The 24,520-nt window shown below is 68.1% G+C and carries 28 protein-coding genes; 4 read left to right on the top strand and 24 right to left on the bottom strand.

Features of this window, described 5'->3' with window-relative positions; translation table 11 throughout:
* Window position 1: 1 nt before the first annotated feature.
* The 21 genes from rplF to rpsL form a co-directional block, all read right to left on the bottom strand.
* The gene (gene rplF, locus ABTZ99_RS14830) at window positions 2-541 is read right to left on the bottom strand and encodes a 50S ribosomal protein L6 (protein ID WP_053715225.1); all 540 of its coding nucleotides are present in this window, start codon (window positions 539-541) and stop codon (window positions 2-4) included.
* 17 nt (window positions 542-558) lie between these two features.
* Window positions 559-957 carry a 30S ribosomal protein S8 gene (rpsH, locus tag ABTZ99_RS14835; protein ID WP_033428586.1) on the bottom strand — a complete coding sequence of 133 codons (399 nt, stop codon included), beginning with the start codon at window positions 955-957 and terminating at the stop codon, window positions 559-561.
* Window positions 958-1,084: 127 nt separating this feature from the next.
* The gene (locus tag ABTZ99_RS14840; protein WP_033436724.1) at window positions 1,085-1,270 is read right to left on the bottom strand and encodes a type Z 30S ribosomal protein S14; all 186 of its coding nucleotides are present in this window, start codon (window positions 1,268-1,270) and stop codon (window positions 1,085-1,087) included.
* A gap of 2 nt (window positions 1,271-1,272) precedes the next feature.
* Window positions 1,273-1,836, bottom strand: coding sequence for a 50S ribosomal protein L5 (rplE, locus tag ABTZ99_RS14845; RefSeq protein WP_123745278.1), 564 nt, complete (start codon window positions 1,834-1,836; stop codon window positions 1,273-1,275).
* Window positions 1,836-2,150, bottom strand: coding sequence for a 50S ribosomal protein L24 (gene rplX, locus ABTZ99_RS14850; RefSeq protein ID WP_230566488.1), 315 nt, complete (start codon window positions 2,148-2,150; stop codon window positions 1,836-1,838). Before rplX ends, rplE begins: the two co-directional genes overlap by 1 nt.
* Window positions 2,151-2,152: 2 nt before the next feature.
* Window positions 2,153-2,521 (bottom strand): 50S ribosomal protein L14, encoded by a 369-nt coding sequence (gene rplN / locus ABTZ99_RS14855; RefSeq protein ID WP_033436721.1) that lies wholly within the window; start codon window positions 2,519-2,521, stop codon window positions 2,153-2,155.
* A gap of 67 nt (window positions 2,522-2,588) precedes the next feature.
* Window positions 2,589-2,870 carry a 30S ribosomal protein S17 gene (gene rpsQ / locus ABTZ99_RS14860; RefSeq protein WP_230566487.1) on the bottom strand — a complete coding sequence of 94 codons (282 nt, stop codon included), beginning with the start codon at window positions 2,868-2,870 and terminating at the stop codon, window positions 2,589-2,591.
* Window positions 2,867-3,115 (bottom strand): 50S ribosomal protein L29, encoded by a 249-nt coding sequence (rpmC, locus tag ABTZ99_RS14865; RefSeq protein WP_033428581.1) that lies wholly within the window; start codon window positions 3,113-3,115, stop codon window positions 2,867-2,869. The genes rpsQ and rpmC overlap by 4 nt, the downstream gene beginning before the upstream one ends.
* Window positions 3,115-3,534 carry a 50S ribosomal protein L16 gene (gene rplP, locus ABTZ99_RS14870; RefSeq protein ID WP_053715230.1) on the bottom strand — a complete coding sequence of 140 codons (420 nt, stop codon included), beginning with the start codon at window positions 3,532-3,534 and terminating at the stop codon, window positions 3,115-3,117. Before rplP ends, rpmC begins: the two co-directional genes overlap by 1 nt.
* A gap of 3 nt (window positions 3,535-3,537) precedes the next feature.
* Window positions 3,538-4,356: a 30S ribosomal protein S3 gene (gene rpsC / locus ABTZ99_RS14875; RefSeq protein ID WP_053715231.1), complete on the bottom strand. Its 819-nt coding sequence runs from the start codon at window positions 4,354-4,356 to the stop codon at window positions 3,538-3,540.
* Complete coding sequence (gene rplV, locus ABTZ99_RS14880) at window positions 4,356-4,772, bottom strand: 50S ribosomal protein L22 (RefSeq protein WP_053715232.1); 417 nt, start codon at window positions 4,770-4,772, stop codon at window positions 4,356-4,358. The genes rpsC and rplV overlap by 1 nt, the downstream gene beginning before the upstream one ends.
* A gap of 35 nt (window positions 4,773-4,807) precedes the next feature.
* Window positions 4,808-5,089 carry a 30S ribosomal protein S19 gene (gene rpsS / locus ABTZ99_RS14885; RefSeq protein ID WP_033384221.1) on the bottom strand — a complete coding sequence of 94 codons (282 nt, stop codon included), beginning with the start codon at window positions 5,087-5,089 and terminating at the stop codon, window positions 4,808-4,810.
* Window positions 5,090-5,107: 18 nt separating this feature from the next.
* Window positions 5,108-5,941 (bottom strand): 50S ribosomal protein L2, encoded by an 834-nt coding sequence (gene rplB / locus ABTZ99_RS14890; RefSeq protein ID WP_498776551.1) that lies wholly within the window; start codon window positions 5,939-5,941, stop codon window positions 5,108-5,110.
* A gap of 22 nt (window positions 5,942-5,963) precedes the next feature.
* Complete coding sequence (gene rplW / locus ABTZ99_RS14895) at window positions 5,964-6,263, bottom strand: 50S ribosomal protein L23 (RefSeq protein WP_053715234.1); 300 nt, start codon at window positions 6,261-6,263, stop codon at window positions 5,964-5,966.
* Window positions 6,260-6,952 (bottom strand): 50S ribosomal protein L4, encoded by a 693-nt coding sequence (gene rplD / locus ABTZ99_RS14900; RefSeq protein WP_498776549.1) that lies wholly within the window; start codon window positions 6,950-6,952, stop codon window positions 6,260-6,262. The genes rplW and rplD overlap by 4 nt, the downstream gene beginning before the upstream one ends.
* 2 nt (window positions 6,953-6,954) lie before the next feature.
* Complete coding sequence (gene rplC, locus ABTZ99_RS14905) at window positions 6,955-7,605, bottom strand: 50S ribosomal protein L3 (protein ID WP_360464705.1); 651 nt, start codon at window positions 7,603-7,605, stop codon at window positions 6,955-6,957.
* Window positions 7,606-7,657: 52 nt separating this feature from the next.
* The gene (gene rpsJ / locus ABTZ99_RS14910; RefSeq protein ID WP_003938093.1) at window positions 7,658-7,963 is read right to left on the bottom strand and encodes a 30S ribosomal protein S10; all 306 of its coding nucleotides are present in this window, start codon (window positions 7,961-7,963) and stop codon (window positions 7,658-7,660) included.
* Window positions 7,964-8,299: 336 nt separating this feature from the next.
* The gene (gene tuf, locus ABTZ99_RS14915) at window positions 8,300-9,493 is read right to left on the bottom strand and encodes an elongation factor Tu (protein WP_073885921.1); all 1,194 of its coding nucleotides are present in this window, start codon (window positions 9,491-9,493) and stop codon (window positions 8,300-8,302) included.
* A 139-nt stretch (window positions 9,494-9,632) separates the two neighbouring features.
* Window positions 9,633-11,735: an elongation factor G gene (gene fusA / locus ABTZ99_RS14920; protein WP_498776546.1), complete on the bottom strand. Its 2,103-nt coding sequence runs from the start codon at window positions 11,733-11,735 to the stop codon at window positions 9,633-9,635.
* Between the two features lie 94 nt (window positions 11,736-11,829).
* Window positions 11,830-12,300: a 30S ribosomal protein S7 gene (gene rpsG / locus ABTZ99_RS14925; protein ID WP_053715239.1), complete on the bottom strand. Its 471-nt coding sequence runs from the start codon at window positions 12,298-12,300 to the stop codon at window positions 11,830-11,832.
* Window positions 12,300-12,674 carry a 30S ribosomal protein S12 gene (rpsL, locus tag ABTZ99_RS14930; protein ID WP_030473471.1) on the bottom strand — a complete coding sequence of 125 codons (375 nt, stop codon included), beginning with the start codon at window positions 12,672-12,674 and terminating at the stop codon, window positions 12,300-12,302. Before rpsL ends, rpsG begins: the two co-directional genes overlap by 1 nt.
* A 535-nt stretch (window positions 12,675-13,209) precedes the next feature.
* Here rpsL and ABTZ99_RS14935 point away from each other — a divergent pair.
* The 4 genes from ABTZ99_RS14935 (at window position 13,210) to ABTZ99_RS14950 (ending at window position 15,380) form a co-directional block, all read left to right on the top strand.
* On the top strand, window positions 13,210-14,079 hold the full coding sequence (locus ABTZ99_RS14935) for a phosphotransferase family protein (RefSeq protein WP_499611649.1): 870 nt from the start codon (window positions 13,210-13,212) through the stop codon (window positions 14,077-14,079).
* A gap of 38 nt (window positions 14,080-14,117) precedes the next feature.
* A complete protein-coding gene (locus ABTZ99_RS14940; protein WP_499611651.1) occupies window positions 14,118-14,408 on the top strand; it encodes a TFIIB-type zinc ribbon-containing protein in 291 nt (96 codons plus the stop codon).
* Between the two features lie 97 nt (window positions 14,409-14,505).
* Complete coding sequence (locus tag ABTZ99_RS14945; protein WP_498776540.1) at window positions 14,506-14,946, top strand: hypothetical protein; 441 nt, start codon at window positions 14,506-14,508, stop codon at window positions 14,944-14,946.
* A 158-nt stretch (window positions 14,947-15,104) separates the two neighbouring features.
* On the top strand, window positions 15,105-15,380 hold the full coding sequence (locus ABTZ99_RS14950) for a hypothetical protein (protein WP_498776538.1): 276 nt from the start codon (window positions 15,105-15,107) through the stop codon (window positions 15,378-15,380).
* A gap of 193 nt (window positions 15,381-15,573) precedes the next feature.
* Here the strand turns inward: ABTZ99_RS14950 and ABTZ99_RS14955 are convergent, their stop codons facing one another.
* From ABTZ99_RS14955 to ABTZ99_RS14965, 3 genes are all read right to left on the bottom strand, one after another.
* Window positions 15,574-19,470 (bottom strand): DNA-directed RNA polymerase subunit beta', encoded by a 3,897-nt coding sequence (locus ABTZ99_RS14955; protein ID WP_498776536.1) that lies wholly within the window; start codon window positions 19,468-19,470, stop codon window positions 15,574-15,576.
* Window positions 19,471-19,570: 100 nt separating this feature from the next.
* A complete protein-coding gene (gene rpoB, locus ABTZ99_RS14960) occupies window positions 19,571-23,053 on the bottom strand; it encodes a DNA-directed RNA polymerase subunit beta (RefSeq protein WP_498776534.1) in 3,483 nt (1,160 codons plus the stop codon).
* Window positions 23,054-23,522: 469 nt separating this feature from the next.
* Entirely contained in the window at window positions 23,523-24,515 is a 993-nt protein-coding gene (locus ABTZ99_RS14965) for a hypothetical protein (protein ID WP_499611654.1), read from the bottom strand.
* Window positions 24,516-24,520: the final 5 nt, after the last annotated feature.

Consider the following 24,520-nt stretch of genomic DNA (forward strand, 5'->3'; position numbering starts at 1 on the left):
GTCACTTACCCGTCTTTCCGACCTTGCGGCGGATCTTCTCGCCCGCGTACCGCACGCCCTTGCCCTTGTACGGGTCGGGCTTGCGGAGCTTGCGGATGTTGGCGGCGACCTCGCCCACGAGCTGCTTGTCGATGCCGGCCACGGAGAACCGGGTCGGGGTCTCCACCGCGAAGGTGATGCCCTCGGGGGCCTCCACCTTCACCGGGTGGCTGTAGCCCAGCGCGAACTCCAGGTCGGAGCCCTTCAGCGCCACGCGGTAGCCGACGCCGTGGATCTCCATCTTCTTCTCGTAGCCCTGGGTCACGCCCACGACCATGTTCTGCACCAAGGTGCGCGACAGGCCGTGCAGCGAACGGCTGCGACGCTCGTCGTTCGGGCGCTTCACCTCGAGGGTGCCGTCGTCGGCCTTCTCGATGATGATCGGCTCAGCGATGTTGAGCGACAGGGTGCCCTTGGGCCCCTTGACGCTCACAGCCTGGCCGTCGATGTTCACGTCGACCCCGGAGGGGACGGTGATCGGCAGTTTTCCGATGCGCGACATTGCCTAGTCCCCCTTCCTCACCAGACGTAGGCGAGGACTTCTCCGCCCACGCCCGACTTGTTGGCCTGGCGGTCGGTCATCAGACCGCCAGAGGTCGAAATGATCGCGACGCCCAGACCGCCCAGCACCTTCGGCAGGTTGGTCGACTTCGCGTACACGCGCAGGCCCGGCTTCGACACGCGGCGGAGGCCGGCGATGCTGCGCTCCCGGTTCGGGCCGTACTTCAGCTCGATAACCAGGTTCTTGGCCACGTCGCCCTGCTCATCGCGGTAGCTCGCGATGTAGCCCTCGCGCTTGAGGATCTCGGCGATGTTGGCCTTCAACTTCGAGTGCGGCATCACGACCTTGTCGTGGTAAGCCGAGTTCGCGTTCCGCAGACGCGTCAACATGTCTGCGATCGGGTCGGTCATCGTCATGGTGACCTGGTCAACCTTTCTCGCTGCGGTTCCCCAGCCAGGGTCCGAGCCGGCGTTGCGGCCGGCTGGTCGTGGACGGGCCTACAGCGAAGTGATGAGACTAGAAAAACCTGCCGCCGAGCCGGACTTACCAGCTGGACTTGTTCACACCGGGCAGCTCGCCCCGGTGCGCCATCTCGCGGAGGCAGATCCGGCACAGGCCGAACTTGCGGAACACCGAGTGCGGGCGACCGCAACGCTGGCAGCGGGTGTAACCCCGCACCTTGAACTTCGGCTTGGCCGCGGCCTTGTTGATCAGCGCCTTCTTGGCCATGATCAGTTCTCCTTGAACGGGAAGCCCAGGAGCTTCAGCAGCGCCCGGCCCTCTTCGTCGTTGGTCGCGGTCGTCACCACGGTGATGTCCATACCGCGGGGGCGGTCGATGGCGTCCGGGTCGATCTCGTGGAACATCGACTGCTCGTTGAGGCCGAACGTGTAGTTCCCGTTGCCGTCGAACTGCTTGCCCGACAGACCGCGGAAGTCGCGGATGCGGGGCAGCGCGATCGTCAGCAGCCGGTCCAGGAACTCCCACATGCGGTCGCCGCGCAGCGTGACGCGCGCGCCGATCGGCATGCCCTCGCGCAGCTTGAACTGCGCGATGGACTTGCGGGCCCTCCGGACCTCGGGCCGCTGGCCCGTGATGATCGACAGGTCCTTGACGGCGCCCTCGATCAGCTTGCCGTCGCGGGCGGCGTCGCCGACACCCATGTTGACGACGACCTTCACCACGCCCGGGATCTGCATGACGTTGGCGTACTCGAACTGCTCGCGCAGCGAGGCGACGATCTCCTCGCGGTAGCGAACCTTCAGCCGCGGCAGCGTCTTCTCAACGGTGGTCATCAGATGTCCTTCCCGTTACGACGGGAAATGCGGACCCGCTTGCCCTCGTCGTTCGTCCGGTAGCCCACACGGGTCGGCTTGCCGTCCGCGTCGACCACCATCACGTTGGACACGTGGATGGGGGCCTCCTGCGTCACGATGCCGCCCGACTGCGCGCCGCGCTCGGTCTGCGAGATCCGGGTGTGCTTCTTGATGCGGTTGACGCCCTCGACCAGGACGCGGCTCTCAGCGGGGTAGGCCTGGATGACCTTGCCGCGAGCGCCCTTGTCCTTGCCGGCGATTACGACGACCGTGTCGCCCTTCTTCACCTTCATGGTCAGAGCACCTCCGGCGCCAACGAGATGATCTTCATGAACTTCTTGTCGCGCAGCTCCCGACCGACCGGGCCGAAGATGCGGGTGCCCCGCGGCTCGTTGTCGTTCTTGATGAGCACCGCGGCGTTCTCGTCGAACCGGATGTAGGAGCCGTCGGGACGACGCTTCTCCTTCACGGTCCGGACGATGACCGCCTTGACGACGTCGCCCTTCTTGACGCCGGCACCCGGGATGGCCTGCTTCACCGTCGCGACGATGATGTCCCCGATGCCCGCGTAGCGGCGGCCCGAGCCACCGAGAACACGGATGCAGAGGATTTCCTTCGCACCGGTGTTGTCGGCGACGCGCAGCCGCGACTCCTGTTGGATCACTTACCTGCTCCTTGACCATTCCTGGCCCGCCAGATTTCCGACCTGACGGGCTCGGTCGTACGACTGGCTACTTGGCCTTCTCGAGGACCTGCACGAGGCGCCAGCGCTTGGTGGCCGACAGGGGCCGCGTCTCCATCAGCAGGACGCGGTCGCCGACGCCGGCGGTGTTCTGCTCGTCGTGCGCCTTCACCTTGGTGGTGGAGCGCATGACCTTCGAGTACCGGCGGTGCTTCTTGCGGTCCTCGACCGCCACCACGATCGTCTTGTCCATCTTGTCGGACACGACGTAGCCCTCGCGGACCTTGCGGTCGTTGCGAACCTCGGTAGTCACTTCGTTGTTCTCGCTCATGCCGCACCCTCACCAGTGGAAACCGCGTCGGGAGAGGCCGAGAGGCCCAGCTCCCGTTCCCGCATCACGGTGTAGATCCGGGCGATCTCGTGCCGGACCGTGCGCAGGCGGCGGTTGTTGTCGAGCTGCCCGGTGGCCATCTGGAAGCGGAGGTTGAACAGCTCCTCCTTCGCCTCCCTCAGGCGCAGCACGAGCTCTTCCTCGGTGAGCTCACGCAGCTCGGAAGCGGTGGTACCCGCTGCCATCAGAACTCACCACCCTCACGCGTAACGATGCGGCACTTCATCGGGAGCTTGTGGATCGCGCGACGCAGCGCCTCGCGGGCCACAGCCTCGTTCGGGAAGCTCATCTCGAAGAGCACCCGACCCGGCTTGATGTTGGCCACCCACCACTCCGGCGAACCCTTACCGGAACCCATGCGGGTCTCGGCGGGCTTCTTGGTCAGCGGGCGGTCCGGGAAGATGTTGATCCAGACCTTGCCACCACGGCGGATGTGCCGGGTGATCGCGATACGAGCCGACTCGATCTGCCGGTTGGTCACGTAGGCGGGCTCCAGAGCCTGGATGCCGTACTCGCCGAAGGTGACCCTCGTGCCGCCCTTGGCAGCACCGGACCGTCCGGGGTGGTGCTGCTTGCGGTGCTTAACCCTGCGCGGGATGAGCACGACTCAGCCCTCCGTCTTCTCTTCGGTCGGTGCGGCGGCCTGGTCGCCCGCAGCGGCCCGGCCGGCCTCGGTGCTCGTCGCGGTGGTGCCGCTGGCGCCGGAACGACGCGCCCGGTTCGGGCGGTCGGCGCGGTCGCGGCGCGGTGCGCGGTCGGCCGCCGGAGCGGCGTCACGCTCGCGCTTGGCGCTGATGCCACCGACGATGTCGCCCTTGTAGATCCACACCTTCACGCCGATCCGGCCGAACGTGGTGCGGGCCTCGAAGAAGCCGTAGTCGATGTCGGCACGCAGCGTGTGCAGCGGAACCCGGCCATCGCGGTAGTGCTCGGAGCGGGACATCTCGGCGCCGCCGAGACGGCCGCCGCACTGCACGCGGATGCCCTTCACCTGGGGCGAGCGCATGGCCGACTGGATGGCCTTGCGCATCGCGCGGCGGAACGCCACCCGGTTGGACAGCTGCTCGGCCACGCCCTGCGCGACCAGCTGGGCGTCCGACTCGGGGCTCTTCACCTCGAGGATGTTGAGCTGCACCTGCTTCTTGGTGAGCTTCTCCAGCTCACCGCGGATGCGGTCGGCCTCGGCGCCGCGGCGGCCGATGACGATGCCCGGCCGGGCGGTGTGGATGTCGACGCGGACCCGGTCACGGGTGCGCTCGATCTCCACCTTCGAGATGCCGGCGCGCTCCATGCCCTTGGACAGCAGCTTGCGGATCTTGACGTCCTCCGCCACGTACTCCGCGTACTGCTTGTCGGCGTACCAGCGGGACTTCCAGTCCGTGGTGATACCAAGTCGGAAGCCGTGCGGGTTGATTTTCTGGCCCACTACCGAGCCCCCTTCCTGTCAGCGCCGGCCTTCGCGCTGGTCTTCTTCGGACGGCTCTCCACCTCGACGGTGATGTGGCTCGTCCGCTTGCGGATCCGGTAGGCGCGGCCCTGGGCGCGCGGGCGGAACCGCTTGAGGGTCGGGCCCTCGTCCACGTAGACCTTCGACACCCACAGGGTGTCGGGGTCGAGGGACAGGTTGTTCTCGGCGTTGGCCACGGCGCTCTGCAGCACCTTGCGGACCGGCTCAGATGCCGCCTGCGGCGCGAACTGGAGCACGGCCAGGGCCTCGCTGGCGCTACGACCCCTGATGAGCTCGACGACGCGACGCACCTTCATGGGCGTGTCACGGACGTAGCGAGCCCGAGCCACGGCGCGCGGGAACTCCGGCGCTTCGGCTTCGTTACGGGCGTTCATCGCTGCTTCCCCTTGCTCTTCCTCTAGTTCGTCGCCTAGCGACGGCGCGACTTCCGGTCGTCCTTGATGTGGCCCTTGAACGTGCGGGTCGGGGCGAACTCGCCGAGCTTGTGCCCGACCATCGCCTCCGAGACGAACACCGGCACGTGCTTGCGGCCGTCGTGCACCGCGATCGTGTGGCCCAACATGTCGGGGATGATCGTCGACCGGCGGGACCAGGTCTTGATGACGGTCTTCTTGCCCGACTCGTTGAGGGCGTCCACCTTCTTGAGCAGGTGGTCGTCCACGAAGGGGCCCTTCTTAAGGCTGCGAGGCATCCTTCACTCCCTCCCTGCTCAGCGCTTCTTACCGGTGCGACGACGCCGGACGATGAGCTTGTCGCTTGGCTTACGGCGGCGGGTGCGACCCTCGGGCTTACCGGCCGGGTTCACCGGGTGGCGACCACCGGAGGTCTTGCCCTCACCACCACCGTGCGGGTGGTCGACCGGGTTCATGGCGACACCACGCACGGTGGGCTTCTTGCCCTTCCAGCGCATGCGGCCGGCCTTGCCCCAGTTGATGTTCTGGTGCTCGGCGTTGCCGACCTCGCCGACCGTGGCGCGGCACCGGACGTCCACGTTGCGGATCTCGCCCGAGGGCATCCGCAGCTGGGCGTAGGGGCCGTCCTTGGCGACGAGCTGCACGCTGGCGCCCGCGGACCGGGCGATCTTCGCGCCGCCGCCGGGGCGGAGCTCGATCGCGTGCACCACGGTGCCGACCGGGATGTTGCGCAGCGGCAGGTTGTTGCCCGGCTTGATGTCGGCCTTGGGGCCGTTCTCCACCATGTCGCCCTGCTGCAGCTTCGACGGGGCGATGATGTAGCGCTTCTCGCCGTCGAGGTAGTGCAGCAGCGCGATGCGCGCGGTGCGGTTGGGGTCGTACTCGATGTGAGCGACCTTGGCCGGCACGCCGTCCTTGTCGGTGCGGCGGAAGTCGATGAGGCGGTACGCCCGCTTGTGGCCGCCGCCCTTGTGCCGCGTCGTGATCTTGCCCGACGCGTTGCGGCCACCGCGGCCGTGCAGCGGGCGGATCAGCGACTTCTCCGGCGTCGTCCGAGTGATCTCGGCGAAGTCGGAGACGCTCGCACCGCGACGACCGGGGGTCGTCGGCTTGTACTTGCGAATGCCCATCTCTACGCAGTCCTCGTCGTCATCAGGCGGCCGGGCCGCCGAAGATCTCGATCGGCTTGCTCTCGGCGGACAGCGTCACGATGGCGCGCTTGGTGTCCTTGCGCTTGCCATAACCGGTCCGGGTCCGCTTGCGCTTGCCCTGGCGGTTGAGCGTGTTGACGCTGACGACCTTGACGCCGAAGACCTTCTCCACGGCAATCTTGATCTGGGTCTTGTTCGAGCCGGGAGCCACCACGAAGGTGTACTTGTTCTCCTCGAGCAGCCCGTAGGACTTCTCGGAGATGACCGGCGCGAGCAGGATGTCCCGGTGGTCGGGGATCACTTCGCGGCCTCCTCGTCGACCTCGGACGACTCGGCGGTGGCCTCGGCGGAGCCCTGCCCGTGCTGGGCCTTGCTCGCCAGGAACACGTCGAGCGCGTCCTTGGTGAACACCACGTCGTCGTTGACCAGCACGTCGTAGGTGTTGAGCTGGTCCGGCGCGATGATGTGCACGTGCGGCAGGTTGCGCAGGCTGACCCACGAAACCTCGTCGGTGCGCAGCAGCACGGCCAGCACGCGACGAGCCTCGGTCACGGACTCCAGCACCTTGCGGGCGGCCTTGGTCGACGGCGTGTCGCCCTCGACGAAGCTCGTCACCACGTGCACCTGCTCGGCGCGCGCCCGGTCGGAGAGGGCGCCACGCAGGGCGGCGGCCTTCATCTTCTTGGGGGTGCGCTGGCTGTAGTCACGCGGCTGGGGGCCGTGGACGACGCCACCACCGGCGAACTGCGGCGCGCGGGTCGAGCCCTGACGGGCGCGGCCGGTGCCCTTCTGCCGGTACGGCTTCTTGCCACCACCGCGGACTTCACCGCGGGTCTTGGTGGCGTGCGTGCCCTGGCGGGCCGCGGCCAGCTGGGCCACGACGACCTGGTGCAGCAGGGCCACGTTCGCCTGCGCGTCGAAGATCGCGGCAGGCAGCTCGACGGAGCCGTCGGCCTTGCCCGCCGGGGTGCGGATCTCAACGGAAGTCATGATCAGGCACCACCCTTCGCAGCGGTCTTGATGAACACGGTGCCGCCCTTGGGACCGGGCACGGCGCCCTTGATGAGCAGCAGGCCGGACTCGGCGTCCACGCGGTGCACCTTGAGGTTCTGGGTGGTCACCCGCACGTTGCCCATCCGACCCGCCATGCGCAGGCCCTTGAACACGCGGCCGGGCGTGGCGCAGCCGCCGATGGAACCCGGCGAGCGGTGCTTGCGCTGGGTGCCGTGGCTGGCGCCGAGGCCCTTGAACCCGTGGCGCTTCATGACACCCGCGGTGCCCTTGCCCTTGCTGGTGCCGACCACGTCGACCACCACGCCGGCCTCGAAGACCTCGGCGGTGATTTCCTGGCCGACCGTGTACTCGGACGCATCCGTGGTGCGCAGCTCCGCCAGGTGGCGGCGGGGCGTGACGCCCGCCTTGGCGTAGTGGCCCGCGACGGGCTTGTTGACCTTGCGCGGGTCGATCGCGCCGAAGGCCAGCTGCACGGCCGAGTAGCCGTCGATTTCCTGGGTCCGAACCTGGGTGACCACGTTCGGCTCGGCCTTGACGACGGTCACCGGAACGATCCGGTTGTTCTCGTCGAAGACCTGAGTCATGCCGAGCTTGGTGCCCAGGAGGCCCTTAACCTGCCTGTCAGACATGGGTCTCGTTACTCTCCGCCCCAAATGGGATCAACACTGCCGCGTCCAACGCTTACTGGATGTTGACGTCGACGCTCGCCGGCAGGTCGATGCGCATGAGCGCGTCCACCGTCTTCGGCGTCGGGTCGAGGATGTCGATCAGACGCTTGTGCGTGCGCATCTCGAAGTGCTCGCGCGAGTCCTTGTACTTGTGCGGCGAGCGGATGACGCAGTAAACGTTCTTCTCAGTGGGCAGCGGCACAGGCCCGACGACCCGAGCGCCGGTGCGCGTCACGGTCTCGACGATCTTGCGCGCGGACGCGTCGATCGCCTCGTGGTCGTAGGCCTTGAGCCGGATGCGGATCTTCTGTCCCGCCATGATGGCTTGCCGTTCCTCTGCTTCTAGTACCGCTGCGGTGCGGGCACCTTGCACGAGGTCACGGGACCTCCGGCGCGCTCCGCCCCCTATTCAGGATTGACACCGAGCGGTGTCACGGTGCCCGGTCCACGCGGTCGGGCGTGTCGCGCCCAACGCTTAGACCGGTCCCACTACGAAACGTGTGGGATTGACTCGCACGTTCACAAAATCGATCAAACCCCACTCGTGACGGGGCGGCCGAGTCCAGACTCGAACCGGCCGCCCCGACGAGCAACCCGTCAATGGTCGCACACGCGGGTGCGCAGACCAAATCGGGGGGTGAGAATTAGAGCCAGGTCACTTGATGATCTTGGTGACCGAGCCCGCGCCGACGGTGCGGCCACCCTCGCGGATGGCGAACCGCAGGCCCTCGTCCATGGCGATCGGCTGGATCAGCTTCACGCTCATCGACGTGGTGTCGCCCGGCATGACCATCTCGGTGCCCTCGGGGAGGGTCACGACGCCGGTCACGTCCGTGGTGCGGAAGTAGAACTGCGGGCGGTAGTTGTTGAAGAACGGCGTGTGGCGGCCACCCTCGTCCTTCGACAGGATGTAGACCTGCGCCTCGAACTCGGTGTGCGGGGTCGTGGTGCCCGGCTTCACGATCACCATGCCGCGCTCCACCTCCTCGCGCTTGATGCCGCGGAGCAGCAGCGCGGCGTTGTCGCCCGCGCGGCCCTCGTCGAGGAACTTCTTGAACATCTCGATCGAGGTGACCGTCGTCTTCTTCGAGGTCTCCTTGATGCCGACGATCTCGACCTCTTCGTTGACCTTGATGATGCCGCGCTCGATGCGGCCGGTCACCACGGTGCCACGACCGGTGATGGTGAACACGTCCTCGACCGGCATCAGGAACGGCCGGTCGACCTCGCGCTCGGGCTCCGGGATGTTCTCGTCCACGGCGTCCATCAGGCCGATGAGCTTCTCGCCCCACTCGGCGTCGCCCTCCAGCGCCTTCAGCGCGGAGACGCGGACGACCGGCAGGTCGTCACCGGGGAACTCGTACTCGGAGAGCAGCTCGCGGACCTCGAGCTCGACGAGCTCCAGGATCTCCTCGTCGTCCACCATGTCGGCCTTGTTCAGGGCCACCACGATGTAGGGCACACCGACCTGGCGGGCCAGGAGCACGTGCTCCTTGGTCTGCGGCATCGGGCCGTCGGTCGCCGCGACCACCAGGATGGCGCCGTCCATCTGCGCCGCACCGGTGATCATGTTCTTGATGTAGTCGGCGTGACCGGGGCAGTCGACGTGCGCGTAGTGGCGCTTGTCGGTCTGGTACTCGATGTGGGCGATCGAGATGGTGATGCCGCGCTGCTTCTCCTCCGGCGCCTTGTCGATCTGGTCGAACGGCGTGAAGGGGTTCAGGTCCGGGTACTTGTCGTGCAGGACCTTGGAGATCGCCGCGGTCAGCGTCGTCTTGCCGTGGTCGATGTGACCGATGGTGCCGATGTTGACGTGCGGCTTCGTCCGCTCGAACTTCGCCTTCGCCACTGGATTGTCCTCCTGGACTTCTATTGCTTAGCCCGGCGGGCGGATTGCCGCCCGCCGGGCGTCACGTCAGGGTCGGTTGTGCGGACCCCGGGGCATCCCCCCGGAGAGCCCGCGTGGTGCTGCGGTGCTCCGGTTGGGGTTACTCGCCCGTAGCCTTCGCGATGATCTCCTTCGCGACGTTCGCGGGAACCTCGGCGTAGGAGTCAAAGGTCATCGAGTAGTTCGCGCGACCCTGGGTCCTGGACCGCAGGTCGCCGACATACCCGAACATCTCCGACAGCGGGACCAGTGCCTTGACGACACGGGCGCCGCTGCGCTCCTCCATGGCCTGGATCTGGCCACGGCGGGAGTTCAAGTCGCCGATCACGTCGCCCATGTAGTCCTCGGGCGTGGTGACCTCGACCGCCATCAACGGCTCGAGGATCGCCGGGCTCGCCTGGCGAGCGGCTTCCTTGAGCGCCATGGAGCCCGCGATCTTGAACGCCATCTCCGACGAGTCGACCTCGTGGTAGGCGCCGTCGACCAGCGTCAGCTTGACGCCCACCAGCGGGTAACCCGCCAGCACGCCGTACTGCATCGCGTCCTGGGCGCCCGCGTCCACCGACGGGATGTACTCCCGGGGGATGCGACCACCGGTGACCGCGTTGACGAACTCGTAGAGAGCGCCGTCCTCGGTCTTCTCCAGCGGCTCCAGGTCGATGAGGACCTTCGCGAACTGGCCGGAACCACCGGTCTGCTTCTTGTGGGTGTAGGAGTACTTCTCCACCTTGCGGCGGATCGTCTCCCGGTACGCCACCTGCGGCTTGCCGATGTTGGCCTCGACCTTGAACTCGCGGCGCATGCGGTCCACCAGGATGTCCAGGTGGAGCTCGCCCATGCCGGCGATGATCGTCTGGCCGGTCTCCTGGTCCAGGTTGACCCGGAACGTCGGGTCCTCCTCGGCCAGCTTCTGGATCGCGGTGCCCAGCTTCTCCTGGTCGGCCTTCGTCTTCGGCTCGATCGCCACCTGGATGACCGGCTCGGGGAAGGTCATCGACTCCAGCACGATGGGCGCCTGCGGGTCGCAGAGCGTCTCACCGGTGGTGGTGTCCTTCAGGCCGATGACGGCGTAGATGTGGCCCGCCATGGCCTCTTCGACCGGGTTCTCCTTGTTGGCGTGCATCTGGAAGATCTTCCCGATGCGCTCCTTGCGGTCCTTGGTCGAGTTGATGACCTGGGTGCCGGAGGCCACCTTGCCCGAGTAGACCCGGATGTAGGTGAGCTTGCCGAAGAACGGGTGCGCGGCGATCTTGAACGCGAGCGCGGCGAACGGCTCGTCGGTCTTCGGCGCGCGGAAGGCCGGCGTCTCGCCGTCCTGCAGCGTGCCCTCGACCGGCGGGAGGTCCAGCGGGGCCGGCAGGTAGTCGATCACCGCGTCGAGCATGGGCTGGACGCCCTTGTTCTTGAACGCCGAGCCGCACAGCACCGGGTACCCGGCGCGGTTCTTGACGATCGCGCGGATGCCCGCCTTGATCTGCTCGACGGTGAACTCCTCGCCGCCGAGGTAGGCCTCCATCAGGGCGTCGTCGGTCTCGGCGACGGCCTCGATCAGCTGCTCGCGGTACTCGGCGGCCTTCTCGGCGAGGTCGGCCGGGATCTCCTCGACCGTGTAGTCCTCACCCTTCTGGACCTCGCCGCGCCAGGTCAGCGCGCGCATCTCGACCAGGTCGATGACGCCGATGAAGTCGCTCTCCGACCCGATCGGGAGCTGGATCGGCAGCGGCTTCGCGCCCAGGCGGTCCTGGATGGTCTTCACGGTGAAGTAGAAGTCCGCGCCGAGCTTGTCCATCTTGTTGACGAAGCAGATGCGCGGGACGTCGTACTTGGTCGCCTGGCGCCAGACCTGCTCGGACTGGGGCTCGACGCCTTCCTTGCCGTCGAACACGGCAACGGCACCGTCGAGGACGCGGAGGTTGCGCTCCACCTCGACGGTGAAGTCGACGTGGCCCGGCGTGTCGATGATGTTGATCTGGTGGTTCTTCCAGAAGCAGGTCGTCGCGGCCGACGTGATCGTGATGCCGCGCTCCTGCTCCTGCTCCATCCAGTCCATCACCGCGGCGCCGTCGTGGACCTCGCCGATCTTGTAGCTGATCCCGGTGTAGAACAGGATCCGCTCGGTCGTCGTGGTCTTGCCCGCGTCGATGTGGGCCATGATCCCGATGTTGCGGACCTTGGCCAGGTCGGTGAGCACGTCCTGTGCCACGGGTGTCTTCCCCTGTCTTGAGCTAGCTGGTAGCAGGCTCACTAGGGCTGGGAGGCGCCAGGCGGGCGGCTCGGGCTGCCCGCCTGGCGTCACGTCACCAGCGGTAGTGGGCGAAGGCCTTGTTCGACTCGGCCATCTTGTGCGTGTCCTCGCGGCGCTTGACGCTCGCGCCCAGGCCGTTGCTCGCGTCGAGCAGCTCGTTCATCAGGCGCTCGATCATGGTCTTCTCACGGCGCTGCCGGGAGAAGGTGATCAGCCAGCGCAGCGCGAGCGTGGTCGAGCGGCCCGGCTTCACCTCGACCGGCACCTGGTAGGTGGCGCCACCGACGCGGCGGGACTTCACCTCGAGCGCGGGCTTGACGTTGTCCAGGGCGCGCTTGAGCGTCACCACCGGGTCGGTGCCCGTCTTGTCGCGGGCGCCTTCGAGGGCGCCGTACACGATCCGCTCGGCCACGGAGCGCTTGCCGTCGACCAGCACCTTGTTGATGAGCTGGGTCACCAGCGGAGAGCTGTAGACCGGGTCGGAGATCAGCGGCCGCTTCGGGGCCGGTCCCTTGCGGGGCATCAGCTCTTCTCCTTCTTCGCGCCGTACCGGCTGCGAGCCTGCTTGCGGTTCTTCACGCCCTGCGTGTCGAGCGAACCGCGGATGATCTTGTAGCGGACACCGGGGAGGTCCTTCACACGACCGCCGCGCACGAGCACCATCGAGTGCTCCTGCAGGTTGTGGCCCTCACCGGGGATGTAAGCCGTGACCTCGATACCGCTCGTGAGCTTCACGCGGGCGACCTTGCGCAGCGCCGAGTTCGGCTTCTTGGGCGTGGTCGTGTAGACGCGGGTGCACACACCGCGCCGCTGCGGGCTGCCCTTGAGCGCCGCGGTCTTCTGCTTGGCGACCTTGTCCTGCCGGCCCTTGCGGACCAGCTGCTGGATCGTTGGCATACGCCGGCTGCTTCTTCCCTTTACGTGCCCGCCGCGTGGGCGACGAGCCCTGTTTACTTGGTCCCTCTCTGCACCCGAGGTCGGGCGTGTCGCCGCTCTCGGCAGTACCGAAAGTGCTACACAGCGCCCCAGGTCCGCAGGCGACATCCCAGGATGCCCCTACGCGTGGAGGTCACCGCGGCCGGCTTTCCAGCACCACTGGCGCGTAGGCACGCGGAGCGGCCCGACATGGGTCGGGCACGAGTACCAAAGATACCCCGCCTGGTTCCCACGGGTCAAAACGGATCCGCTGCCGCGCCTGGTCGGGCGGACGCGCGCCGCCCGCCGATCAAGTTCGGGGGTGGTTTTGTGACGGTTCTCGCAACCGTTCGCTCGAAGGGACCGGCCGCAGGACCGAGGAGCGACTCACGGGTTATCAGAACATGAATAGGCGGAGGGCGCAGGTCGGAGTGGCCACCCATTCACTCGTTCGGGTGGAAGTGCGCCTGTCGCGACTGTGGCCGGGGCCGGGCAGGCGGCCGGTCACACTGGTCGGGTGAACTCCGAACTCATCGCGGGCATGGCCGCGCTGGTGGCGGCCGACGCCTCGCCCGAGGTGCTCGCGGTGCGCGGCGACGTGGTGGTGGTCCGGGTCGCGGACGTGGTGCTCAAGGCGCACGAGCGGGGCACGGACCTGGCCGTGCTCACCGAGCGGCTCCGGCTGGCGGCCGACCCGCGGCTGGGCGAGCTCCTGCTCGCGCCGCGCTCGGCGCCCGCGGTCGTGCTGGGGCGGGCCGTGACGGCGTGGCCGATGGGGACTCCGGTGCCCCAGAGCGAGCCCGAGGACCTGCCCATGGAGGCGGCGGGGCGGATGCTGGCCGCGCTGCACCGGTTCACCGCGGCGGACTTCGCGCCGCCCGTGCCCCTGGCCGGCGCCCGGCCCCGGATGGAACGGGCGGTGCGCGAGCTGACCCTCGCCACGCCGGCGGCCGACCTGGTGCGGCGGGCGTTCGCGACGTTGCCGGAGTTCGGCGACGGCGGCGTCACGCTCATCCACGGCGACTGGCACCTCGGCCAGCTGGTGTGGCGGGACGGGTACCGGCTCATCGACGTGGACGACCTCGGCGTGGGTGATCCGGCGTGGGATCTGGCGCGGCCGGCCGCGCTGCACGCGGCGGGCGTGCTCGACGCCGACGCGTGGGGGCGGCTGCTCGGGGCGTACCTGGACGCGGGTGGCGCCGGCGTGCCGCGGGACGACCCGTGGTCGGTGCTGGACGCGCCCGCGCGCGCACTGGTCGTGCAGATGGCGGCCCGTGCCCTTTCCGCTGCGGAGCGCGACGGGACGGAGTTGAACGACGCTCAAGAAGCGCTGATCGACGCGTGCGCGCGGATCGTGTCGACACACGAACCCATTCGGCGCGGCTAATATCGGGACCATCGCGTCAAGAGCAGGAGGCTCACACGATGCAGTGTCCCAAGTGTCATGCGAACATGCGCACCTTCGACCGCATGGGCGTGCACATCGAGCAGTGTGATGGCTGCCGCGGGGTCTTCCTCGACTACGGCGAGCTGGAGGCCATCACCCGGCTCGAGCAGCAGATGGCTCCCCCGCCCCCGCCGCCCGTCGCGCCGCAGCCCGCTCAGGTCCACTACGTCCAGCAGCCGGCCCCGCAGCCGGGCTGGGGCTACGGCGGTGGTGGCCACTACGGGCACCGGAAGCACCGTGGCCTGGGCGGGTTGTTCTTCTCGTCCTGATCCTCGTGGTGGTGGCCCCGCGCCGATGGTGCGGGGCCACCGTTGTCACTACCGGAAAACAGGGTGATAATCGGTAGTGACCCGAGGAGGTCCCGTCATGTCCGTCGCCACGGAGGCTGCGCAGATCCGCGACCTGTTCGACCAGATCGAGGAGATCGAAGAGGTCGCGTCGAGCTTGTCGGAGGACGACGAGCGGCGGCGAAAGCTGCACGGCGTGGTGGCGAAGGCCCTGCGCAAGGCCCCGCCGGTGCGGCCGGTGGTGGCCGGTGAGCTGCTGGAGCTGACCGAGAAGACGGTCAAGGCGTGGGCGCGCGAGGGCGTGCTCGCGATCCACAGCCAGGAGCCCCGGATGTTGTTGGACGCCGTGCGGCTGCACGAGGTGCTGCACGTCGTGTCGGACCTGAGGCGGGCGGGCAAGAACCGCGCGTTGCTGGACGAGGTGCACCGGCGGTTGAGCGACGCGGCGCTGCTCGACCGCGACGACCTCGTCACCAGCCTGGAGCAGCTGCACCGCGGCGAAGGACGCGTAGTTCGCTGATCACCGTCGTCGAAACGCCCGTCGCGGCCGGCCAGGCCGCCGGCCTGCGCGGCGCCGCCAGGGTCGCCTACGACAGGTTCCTGGACGAACTGGCCCACAGCGGCTGCCTGGCGCTCGGCTACCGCGTCACCGGCCCCGAACCGCTGCCACGCCTGTGCGTGAAGCACCTGCGCGGCGCCGACCGCGTGGTCGTCGCTTTCCCCTCGCCGCGGACGGCGTGGATCCTGCTCGTCGGCCCGCACGACGACGACCCCGGCCGCGACCTCTACGAAACGCTGTACGAACTGGCCGGCGTCCGCCCGAAGCTGACCGAGAAGCGCACCAAGCCACCGTGCTGCTCCGACCTGGCACCCCCGGTCGCGGACTCGGACCTCGTGGACGACCTGGTCGCCCGCGCCCGCTCCCTGGCCAAATCCCGCCGCCGCCCCACCTGAGCCGCGCGCGTGTCGAACGCTCAGGACCCGTGAGTTCCGCGCTCAAGACGCGCAGGCCGGTCTGTGCAGTGCCCCACCACGCGTCCGAGCGTTGAACTCGGGGTACCTGAACGTTCGACACCTGAGCGTTCGACACGCGCGGAAAGGCCCCCGGAGCGGGAGGCTCCGGGGGCCTTTCAGTCGACTGGCTGCTTCAGCGGTAGTCGCGGCCGAAGTCGTAGTCGTCCAGCGGGACCGCGGCGCCCGTGCCCGTGCCGAAGACGTCCGGCGTGTAGTAGCCGTCGTCGTAGCTCGGGATGGCGTACGCCGCCGCACGCGCTTCCTCGGTCGGCTGCACCTGGATGTTCCGGTACCGGTTGATGCCGGTGCCGGCCGGGATCAGCTTGCCGATGATCACGTTCTCCTTCAGGCCGATGAGCTTGTCCGAACGCCCGTTGATGGCGGCGTCCGTCAAGACCCTCGTCGTCTCCTGGAAGGAGGCCGCCGACAGCCACGAGTCCGTGGCCAGCGACGCCTTCGTGATACCCATCAGCACCGGACGGCCGGCGGCGGGCTCGCCACCCTCGGCCACCACGGCCCGGTTGCCCGACTCGAACTCCGCGCGCTCGACCAGCGAGCCCGGCAGGAACTCGGTCGCACCCGAGTCGATGATCGTCACCCGGCGCAGCATCTGCCGGACGATGACCTCGATGTGCTTGTCGTGGATCGCCACGCCCTGGGCCCGGTAGACCTTCTGGACCTCGCCGACCAGGTGCAGCTGGGCCTCACGCGGGCCCATCACGCGCAGCACCTCGTGCGGGTCGGGCGTGCCCTCCAGCAGCTGCTGGCCGACGCCGACGTGGTCGCCGTCCTGCAACGGGCCGGTGGCCGTGTTCGCGAGCCGCTGACGCTTGGACAGCTTCTCGAAGAGGATCTCCTCGGACCCGTCGTCCGGGATGAGGGTGATCTTCCAGAACCGGTCGCCGTCCTCGATGCGCACCCGGCCGTCGACGTCCGCGATGGGCGCCTTGCCCTTCGGCACGCGAGCCTCGAACAGCTCCTGCACACGGGGCAGACCGGTGGTGATGTCGTCACCGGCCACACCGCCCTGGTGGAACGTGCGCATGGTCAGCTGCGTGCCGGGCTCACCGATGGACTGCGCGGCGACGATGCCGACGGCCTCGCCGACGTCGACCAGCTTGCCGGTCGCCATCGAACGGCCGTAGCAGGACGCGCACACACCGACCGCGGACTCGCAGGTCAGCACCGAGCGGACCTTGACCCTGGTCACGCCCGCCTCGACGAGCGTCGCCAGCGCCGGGTCGCCCAGGTCGTCACCGCGGTTGAGCACGATGTTGCCATCGGCGTCGGTGATGTCCTCGGCGATGGTCCGCGCGTACACGCTGGTCTGCGCGAACTCGGCCAGCACGACCTTGTCGCCCAGCCGCTCGCCGACCGTCATGTTCACGCCGCGCGTGGTGCCGCAGTCGACCTCGCGGATGATGACGTCCTGCGACACGTCCACCAGACGACGGGTCAGGTAACCCGAGTCGGCGGTGCGCAGCGCGGTGTCGGCCAGACCCTTGCGGGCGCCGTGCGTGGCGATGAAGTACTCCAGCACCGACAAGCCCTCGCGGAACGAGCTCTTGATCGGCCGCGGGATGTACTCGCCCTTCGGGTTGGTCACCAGACCACGCATGCCCGCGAGCGACCGGACCTGGGTCATGTTGCCCGCCGCGCCCGACATCACGATCATGCGGATCGAGTTGTCCTCGGGGAAGTTGGCCTCCATGACCTCGGCGACCTCTTCGGTTGCCTTGGTCCACACCTTGACCAGCTCGTTGTTGCGCTCCGTGTGGGAGAGCTGACCGCGCTGGTAGCGCTTCTCGACCGCGTCCGCGAGCTTCTCGTACTCGTCCAGGATGCCCTGCTTGGCAGCCGGCACGAGCACGTCGGAGATCGCGACCGTGACGCCCGACCGGGTGGCCCAGTAGAAGCCGGCGTCCTTCAGCTTGTCCAGCGTCCGGGCGACGGTGACCATCGGGTACCGCTCGGCGAGGTCGTTGATGATCGTCGCCTGCCGCTTCTTCGGCATGACGTCGTTGATGAACGGGTAGTCCGCCGGCAGGACCTCGTTGAACAGCACGCGACCGAGGGTGGTCTCGGCCAGCCACGCCTGACCGGGCTCCCAGCCCTCCGGCTCCTGGCCCTTCGGCGGGTTCTTGTCCGTGATCCGGATCTTGACCATGGCCTGCAGGCCCAGGACCTTGCGGTCGAACGCCATCAGCGCCTCGGCGGCCGAGGAGTAGGCCTGGCCTTCGCCGAGGTCACCCTTCTTGTGCCGGGTCAGGTGGTACAGGCCGGTCACCATGTCCAGACGCGGCATGGCCAGCGGCTTGCCCGACGCGGGCGAGAGGATGTTGTTCGACGACAGCATCAGCACGCGCGCCTCGGCCTGCGCCTCGGCGGACAGCGGCAGGTGGACCGCCATCTGGTCACCGTCGAAGTCGGCGTTGAACGCCTCGCAGACCAGCGGGTGCAGCTGGATGGCCTTGCCCTCGACCAGCTGCGGCTCGAAGGCCTGGATGCCCAGCCGGTGCAGCGTGGGCGCGCGGTTGAGCAGCACGGGGTGCTCGGTGATGACCTCTTCCAGCACGTCCCACACGGCGGGGCGCGCGCGCTCCACCATCCGCTTGGCGGACTTGATGTTCTGCGCGTGGTTGAGGTCGACCAGCCGCTTCATCACGAACGGCTTGAACAGCTCGAGCGCCATCTGCTTGGGCAGGCCGCACTGGTGCAGCTTCAGCTGCGGGCCGACCACGATGACCGAACGGCCCGAGTAGTCGACGCGCTTGCCGAGCAGGTTCTGGCGGAACCGGCCCTGCTTGCCCTTGAGCAGGTCGGACAGCGACTTGAGCGGCCGGTTGCCCGGGCCCGTCACCGGCCGGCCGCGGCGGCCGTTGTCGAACAGCGCGTCGACGGCCTCCTGCAGCATCCGCTTCTCGTTGTTGACGATGATCTCGGGCGCGCCGAGGTCGATCAGTCGCTTGAGGCGGTTGTTGCGGTTGATGACGCGGCGGTACAGGTCGTTCAGGTCGGACGTGGCGAAGCGGCCACCGTCGAGCTGCACCATCGGGCGCAGGTCCGGCGGGATGACCGGGACGCAGTCCAGCACCATGCCCTGCGGGTTGTTGCGGGTCGCCTGGAAGGCGGCCACGACCTTCAACCGCTTGAGGGCGCGCAGCTTCTTCTGGCCCTTGCCGCTGCGGATGGTCTCGCGCAGCACGTCGGCCTCGGCGTCGACGTCGTAGTCACCCAGCAGCCGCTGGATGGCCTCCGCGCCCATGGCGCCGGTGAAGTAGTCGCCGTAGCGGTCGTACAGCTCGCGGTAGAGCAGCTCGTCCGCGATCAGCTGGGCGCGCTCGAGCTTGGTGAAGGTGGACCAGATCTCGTCGAGCCGGTCCAGCTCGCGCTGGGCGCGGTCGCGGAGCTGGCGCATCTCGCGCTCGCCGCCCTCCTTGACCTTGCGGCGGACGTCGGACTTGGCGCCCTCCGCCTCCAGCTCGGCCAGGTCGGCTTCCAGCTTCTGCGCCCGGGCCTCGACGTCGGCGTCACGCCGGTTCTCGACCCGCTTGCGCTCGACCTGCATCTCGTTCTCGAGCGTGGGCAGGTCGTTGTGGCGCAGCTCGGTGTTCACGCCCACGATGACGTAGGCCGCGAAGTAGATGATCTTCTCGAGGTCCTTGGGTGCCAGGTCGAGCAGGTAGCCCAACCGGCTGGGGACGCCCTTGAAGTACCAGATGTGCGTGACGGGCGCGGCCAGTTCGATGTGGCCCATCCGCTCGCGGCGCACCTTGGCGCGGGTCACCTCGACGCCGCAGCGCTCGCAGATGATGCCCTTGAAGCGGACGCGCTTGTACTTGCCGCAGTAGCACTCCCAGTCCCGGGTGGGACCGAAGATCTTCTCGCAGAACAAGCCGTCCTTCTCCGGCTTGAGCGTGCGGTAGTTGATGGTCTCGGGCTTCTTGACCTCGCCGAAGGACCACTGGCGGATGTCGTCCGCGGTCGCGAGACCGATGCGAAGCTCATCGAAGAAGTTGACGTCGAGCACGTCTACTCTCTTCCCCTTTTTGGTTCGGTGCTGCTTGGGGTGCTGGTGGCTTGGTCATCCGGGGGGACGCGGGAGGCATCCCCCCGGATGACGGCGAGCGTCAGTTGACGACGTCGTCCACGGACGGCGACTCGGTCCTCGACAGGTTGATGCCGAGGTTGGCCGCAGCGCGTTCGAGGTCTTCGTCGTCGCCGTCGCGCATCTCGATCGCGGCGCCGTCCGAGGACAGCACCTCGACGTTGAGGCACAGCGACTGGAGCTCCTTGAGCAGCACCTTGAAGGACTCCGGGATACCCGGCTCCGGGATGTTCTCGCCCTTGACGATGGCCTCGTAGACCTTCACGCGGCCGAGCACGTCGTCGGACTTGATCGTGAGCAGTTCCTGGAGCGTGTACGCGGCGCCGTACGCCTGCATCGCCCAGCACTCCATCTCACCGAACCGCTGACCACCGAACTGCGCCTTACCACCCAGCGGCTGCTGCGTGATCATCGAGTACGGGCCGGTCGAGCGGGCGTGGATCTTGTCGTCGACCAGGTGCAGCAGCTTCAGGATGTACATGTAGCCGACGGACACCGGGAAGGGGTACGGCTCGCCGCTGCGCCCGTCCAGGAGCACCGCCTTGCCGTTCTCCTTGACCATCCGCTCGCCGTCGCGGTTCGGGATCGTCGAGCCGAGCAGGCCCGTGATCTCGTCCTCCTTGGCGCCGTCGAAGACGGGCGTGGCGGTCTTGGTGCCGGGCTCGACGTCGTACAGCTCCGCCGGCAGGTTCTTCGCCCAGTCCGGGTCGCCGTTGATGCTCCAGCCCTGCTTGGCGATCCACCCGAGGTGGGTCTCCAGCACCTGGCCGATGTTCATACGACGCGGCACGCCGTGCGTGTTCAGCACGATGTCGACCGGGGTGCCGTCCTCGAGGAACGGCATGTCCTCGACCGGGAGGATCTTGCCGATGACGCCCTTGTTGCCGTGGCGGCCGGCGAGCTTGTCGCCGTCCTGGATCTTGCGCTTCTGGGCCACGTAGACGCGGACCAGCTCGTTCACGCCGGGGGGCAGCTCGTCGTCGTCCTCGCGGCTGAACACGCGGATGCCGATGACCTTGCCGTACTCGCCGTGCGGCACCTTCAGCGACGTGTCGCGCACCTCGCGCGCCTTCTCGCCGAAGATCGCGCGGAGCAGGCGCTCCTCCGGGGTCAGCTCGGTCTCGCCCTTGGGCGTGACCTTGCCGACCAGGATGTCGCCGGGCTGGACCTCGGCGCCGATGCGGATGATGCCGCGCTCGTCGAGGTCGGCCAGGACCTCCTCGGAGACGTTCGGGATGTCCCGGGTGATCTCCTCGGCGCCCAGCTTGGTGTCCCGCGCGTCGATCTCGTGCTCCTCGATGTGGATCGAGGTCAGGACGTCGTCCTGCACGAGGCGCTGCGACAGGATGATCGCGTCCTCGTAGTTGTGGCCCTCCCACGGCATGATCGCGACGAGCAGGTTCTTGCCCAGCGCCATCTCGCCGTTCTCGGTGCACGGGCCGTCGGCCAGCACCTGGCCCTCGTGCACCCGGTCGCCCTCGTTCACGATGGGCTTCTGGTTGATGCACGTGCCCTGGTTGGACCGGCGGAACTTGTGCAGGCCGTAGGTCTGCCGCGAGCCGTCGTCGGCCATGACCGTGACGTAGTCGGCGGAGATCTCCTCGACCACACCGGTCTTCTTGGCCACCACGACGTCACCGGCGTCGACCGCGGCGCGCAGCTCCATGCCGGTGCCGACCAGCGGGGACTCGCTGCGCAGCAGCGGCACCGCCTGGCGCTGCATGTTCGCGCCCATCAGGGCGCGGTTCGCGTCGTCGTGCTCGAGGAACGGGATCATCGCGGTCGCGGCCGACACCATCTGCCGCGGCGAGACGTCCATGTAGTCCACGTCGGCCGGGTCGATCTGCTCGACCTCGCCGCCCTTCTTGCGGACCAGGACCTTGTCCTCGAGGAAGTTGCCCTCGTCGTCGATCTTGGCGTTCGCCTGCGCCTTGACGTAGCGGTCCTCTTCGTCGGCCGTCAGGTAGTCGATCTGGTCGGTGACCCGGCCGTCGACGACCTTGCGGTACGGCGTCTCGATGAAGCCGAACGGGTTGACCCGCCCGTAGGAGGACAGCGAGCCGATCAGGCCGATGTTCGGGCCTTCCGGCGTCTCGATCGGGCACATGCGGCCGTAGTGCGACGGGTGGACGTCGCGGACCTCCATGCCGGCGCGCTCACGGGACAGACCACCCGGGCCCAGCGCCGACAGGCGGCGCTTGTGGGTCAGGCCCGCGAGCGGGTTCGTCTGGTCCATGAACTGCGACAGCTGGGACGTGCCGAAGAACTCCTTGATCGCAGCCACCACCGGGCGGATGTTGATCAGGGTCTGCGGCGTGATGGCCTCGACGTCCTGGGTCGTCATGCGCTCGCGGACGACGCGCTCCATGCGGGAGAGGCCGACCCGGATCTGGTTCTGGATCAGCTCGCCGACGGTGCGCAGGCGGCGGTTGCCGAAGTGGTCGATGTCGTCGACCTCGACGGGCACCTCGGTGTCGCCGGGCTGCATCGTCGTCTCACCGGCGTGCAGGCGGACCAGGTACTCGATCGTGGTGACGATGTCGTCCTCGGTCAGCACGCCCGTGGAGATCGGGGTGGCCAGGCCCAGCTTCTTGTTGATCTTGTACCGGCCGACCTTCGCCAGGTCGTAGCGCTTGTCCTTGAAGAACAGGTTCTCCAGCAGCGCCTGCGCGGACTCCTTCGTCGGCGGCTCGCCCGGACGCAGCTTGCGGTAGATGTCGAGCAACGCCTCGTCGGTACCCGCGGTGTGGTCCTTCTCCAGCGTCGTCAGCAGCGTCTCGCTGAACGAGAAGCGCTCGCGGATCTGCTCGGTGGTCCAACCCAGCGCCTTCAGCAGCACGGTCACCGGCTGGCGGCGCTTGCGGTCGATGCGGACACCGACGGTGTCGCGCTTGTCCACGTCGAACTCCAGCCAGGCACCCCGGGACGGGATGATCTTGACGCTGAAGACGTCCTTGTCGGTCGTCTTGTCGATCGCGGTGTCGTAGTAGACACCCGGCGAGCGGACGAGCTGGGAAACCACGACCCGCTCGGTGCCGTTGATGATGAACGTGCCCTTGTCGGTCATCATCGGGAAGTCACCCATGAACACCGTCTGGCTCTTGATCTCGCCGGTGGTGTGGTTGGTGAACTCCGCCGTGACGAACAACGGGGCGGCGTACGTCATGTCCTTGTCCTTGCACTCCTCGGTCGAGGCCTTGACCTCGTCGAAGCGCGGGTCGGAGAAGGAGAGCGACATCGAGCCGGAGAAGTCCTCGATCGGGGAGATCTCGTTCAAGACCTCCTCGAGGCCGCCCGTCGGCGCCTCGTCACCTTCGTCGACGCGGCGCTGGAACCACGCCTCGTCGCCGGTGAGCCATTCGAACGACTGGATCTGCAGGTCGAGCAGGTTGGGCGTCTGAAGCGGTTCGTGGATCTTCGCGAAAGAGACTCGCTTCGGCGCTCCGGGAATCCCCGACGTGGAGTTGGTCGCAGCAGTGGCCTTGGTCGCGCGAGAGATCGCCAAGATGCGTCCTTCCAGGGACAGGTAGCTGGCCAGTCAGCGGAACTGGCACGGCTGTCAAGGGTGCGGCGATGCCCGGCAATCCAGCTCTCGGCGAAGGGCAAACGGAAAGAGGGCAGCGCAAAGGAGCAGTCTAGCCACGCGCGCGGCAACTGTCGAGAGGCACCTGGAAGGACCTTTCTCGTGCTCACCGACAGAGTGACCCCGCCGACGCCCACAGTCAAGATGCCACGCGGCGATCACTCCACTGGCGCAAGGCGCGATAACGCGGAGTTACCGCTGTGACCTGCGAAAATACATGGACGTGAGCAACCGTGACCTTTCACGGGCGTTCAGACCCCGAAGGGAGACCGTGGCGATTTCGTTCGGTCACCGACCGAAAAGTGTGACTCAGATCACCTTGTGTTGGGGCATGAAACCGGGTTCGCAGTCCTGAGTGGACGTCCCGCGAGGCCGTCCGGCCGCCGCCCGGTCAGCACTTGGCGGTTTCGGCCGCCTGGTCGCCGCTCTGGCCGAACATCTCCATGTTGTCGACCTTCCACCGGTCGTCGACCTTCTGCGCGCCGACCCGCATCATCGCGATGCCGCCGCCGCTCTGGTTGTCGGTCGTGCGGGTGGTGACCTGGTCGAGGAACAGCAGCACGGTGGCGCGGTCGCCGTCGAGCGTGGTCACGCCGCTGGACACGGCCTTCACCGTGACCACGAGCTTCTGCTCGGGCGCGAGCGTGCGCACCGGGCCGAAGATCGCGTTGTACTGGCACTTGGCCTTGCCGACCAGCAGCTCGTTGGCGGCCTTCTCGGTGGCCGAGACGTCGGCGTAGTTGTAGGAGAACGCCTTCTCGACCGCCTCGCGCGCCTGGCCGGCGACCTCGGTCGTGCCACCGCTGTCGACCAGGGCCTGGTTGTAGCGGACCTCGCCCGCCTGGTCCTGGAACCACACGCCCAGGGCGACCAGCAGCGCGGCCAGCACGACCAGGGCGATCGGCAGGGTCGGGCCGGACCCGCCGAGGCGGGTCGAGCGGTCCTCGGGCTCGTCGTCCCGGGCCGCCGACTCGTCGGACTCGGACTTCGAGTGCCGCGCGTCGGGCTCGGTCAGGACACTGGGCGCGACGGCCTCGCCGGTGCGCTTGCGGCGGCCGGTGGGGCGGGGGCGAGGCGCGGGCTCGGTGGCCTCGTCCTCGTCGTCCTGGTCGTCCTCGCGGGGCTCGATCAGGCCCGTGACCTCGGCCGGACGCATGACGTCGCGGTCGGAGGGCAGGGTCTCGGCGCGATCGGCGGCGGTCGGCTCGGCGGCCTCGCGCTCGGGGCGCGTGTCCTCGGCCGGTGCGGGCCCGGCGTCGACGCCGTTCGCCTCGGCGTCCGGCGCGGCGGTCGGCTCAGGGCGTTTGCGCAGGCCGGCGACGCGAGGCCGGGTGGTCGGCGTGGTCGGGACCGGGCGGCGGCGGGGCGGTGGCACTGACGTCATCTCCT

It is taken from the genome of Actinosynnema sp. NPDC002837 (assembly GCF_040295345.1).
GTDB lineage: Bacteria > Actinomycetota > Actinomycetes > Mycobacteriales > Pseudonocardiaceae > Actinosynnema.

Bases quoted from the DNA above. Each gene is read 5' to 3' on its own strand.
- rpsH (WP_033428586.1), bottom strand. From the start codon at position 957: ATGACGATGACCGACCCGATCGCAGACATGTTGACGCGTCTGCGGAAC.
- rplD (WP_498776549.1), bottom strand. From the start codon at position 6,952: ATGACTTCCGTTGAGATCCGCACCCCGGCGGGCAAGGCCGACGGCTCC.
- ABTZ99_RS14940 (WP_499611651.1), top strand. From the start codon at position 14,118: ATGCAGTGTCCCAAGTGTCATGCGAACATGCGCACCTTCGACCGCATG.
- ABTZ99_RS14840 (WP_033436724.1), bottom strand. From the start codon at position 1,270: ATGGCCAAGAAGGCGCTGATCAACAAGGCCGCGGCCAAGCCGAAGTTC.
- rpsJ (WP_003938093.1), bottom strand. From the start codon at position 7,963: ATGGCGGGACAGAAGATCCGCATCCGGCTCAAGGCCTACGACCACGAG.
- rplV (WP_053715232.1), bottom strand. From the start codon at position 4,772: ATGAACGCCCGTAACGAAGCCGAAGCGCCGGAGTTCCCGCGCGCCGTG.
- rpsS (WP_033384221.1), bottom strand. From the start codon at position 5,089: ATGCCTCGCAGCCTTAAGAAGGGCCCCTTCGTGGACGACCACCTGCTC.
- rplB (WP_498776551.1), bottom strand. From the start codon at position 5,941: ATGGGCATTCGCAAGTACAAGCCGACGACCCCCGGTCGTCGCGGTGCG.
- rplE (WP_123745278.1), bottom strand. From the start codon at position 1,836: ATGACCACCGTTGAGAAGACGCTGCCGCGGCTGAAGGTTCGCTACCGC.
- rpsL (WP_030473471.1), bottom strand. From the start codon at position 12,674: ATGCCAACGATCCAGCAGCTGGTCCGCAAGGGCCGGCAGGACAAGGTC.
- ABTZ99_RS14965 (WP_499611654.1), bottom strand. From the start codon at position 24,515: ATGACGTCAGTGCCACCGCCCCGCCGCCGCCCGGTCCCGACCACGCCG.
- rpsQ (WP_230566487.1), bottom strand. From the start codon at position 2,870: ATGAGCGAGAACAACGAAGTGACTACCGAGGTTCGCAACGACCGCAAG.
- rplX (WP_230566488.1), bottom strand. From the start codon at position 2,150: ATGAAGGTGAAGAAGGGCGACACGGTCGTCGTAATCGCCGGCAAGGAC.
- ABTZ99_RS14945 (WP_498776540.1), top strand. From the start codon at position 14,506: ATGTCCGTCGCCACGGAGGCTGCGCAGATCCGCGACCTGTTCGACCAG.
- rpsG (WP_053715239.1), bottom strand. From the start codon at position 12,300: ATGCCCCGCAAGGGACCGGCCCCGAAGCGGCCGCTGATCTCCGACCCG.
- rplC (WP_360464705.1), bottom strand. From the start codon at position 7,605: ATGTCTGACAGGCAGGTTAAGGGCCTCCTGGGCACCAAGCTCGGCATG.
- rpmC (WP_033428581.1), bottom strand. From the start codon at position 3,115: ATGGCAGCGGGTACCACCGCTTCCGAGCTGCGTGAGCTCACCGAGGAA.
- rplF (WP_053715225.1), bottom strand. From the start codon at position 541: ATGTCGCGCATCGGAAAACTGCCGATCACCGTCCCCTCCGGGGTCGAC.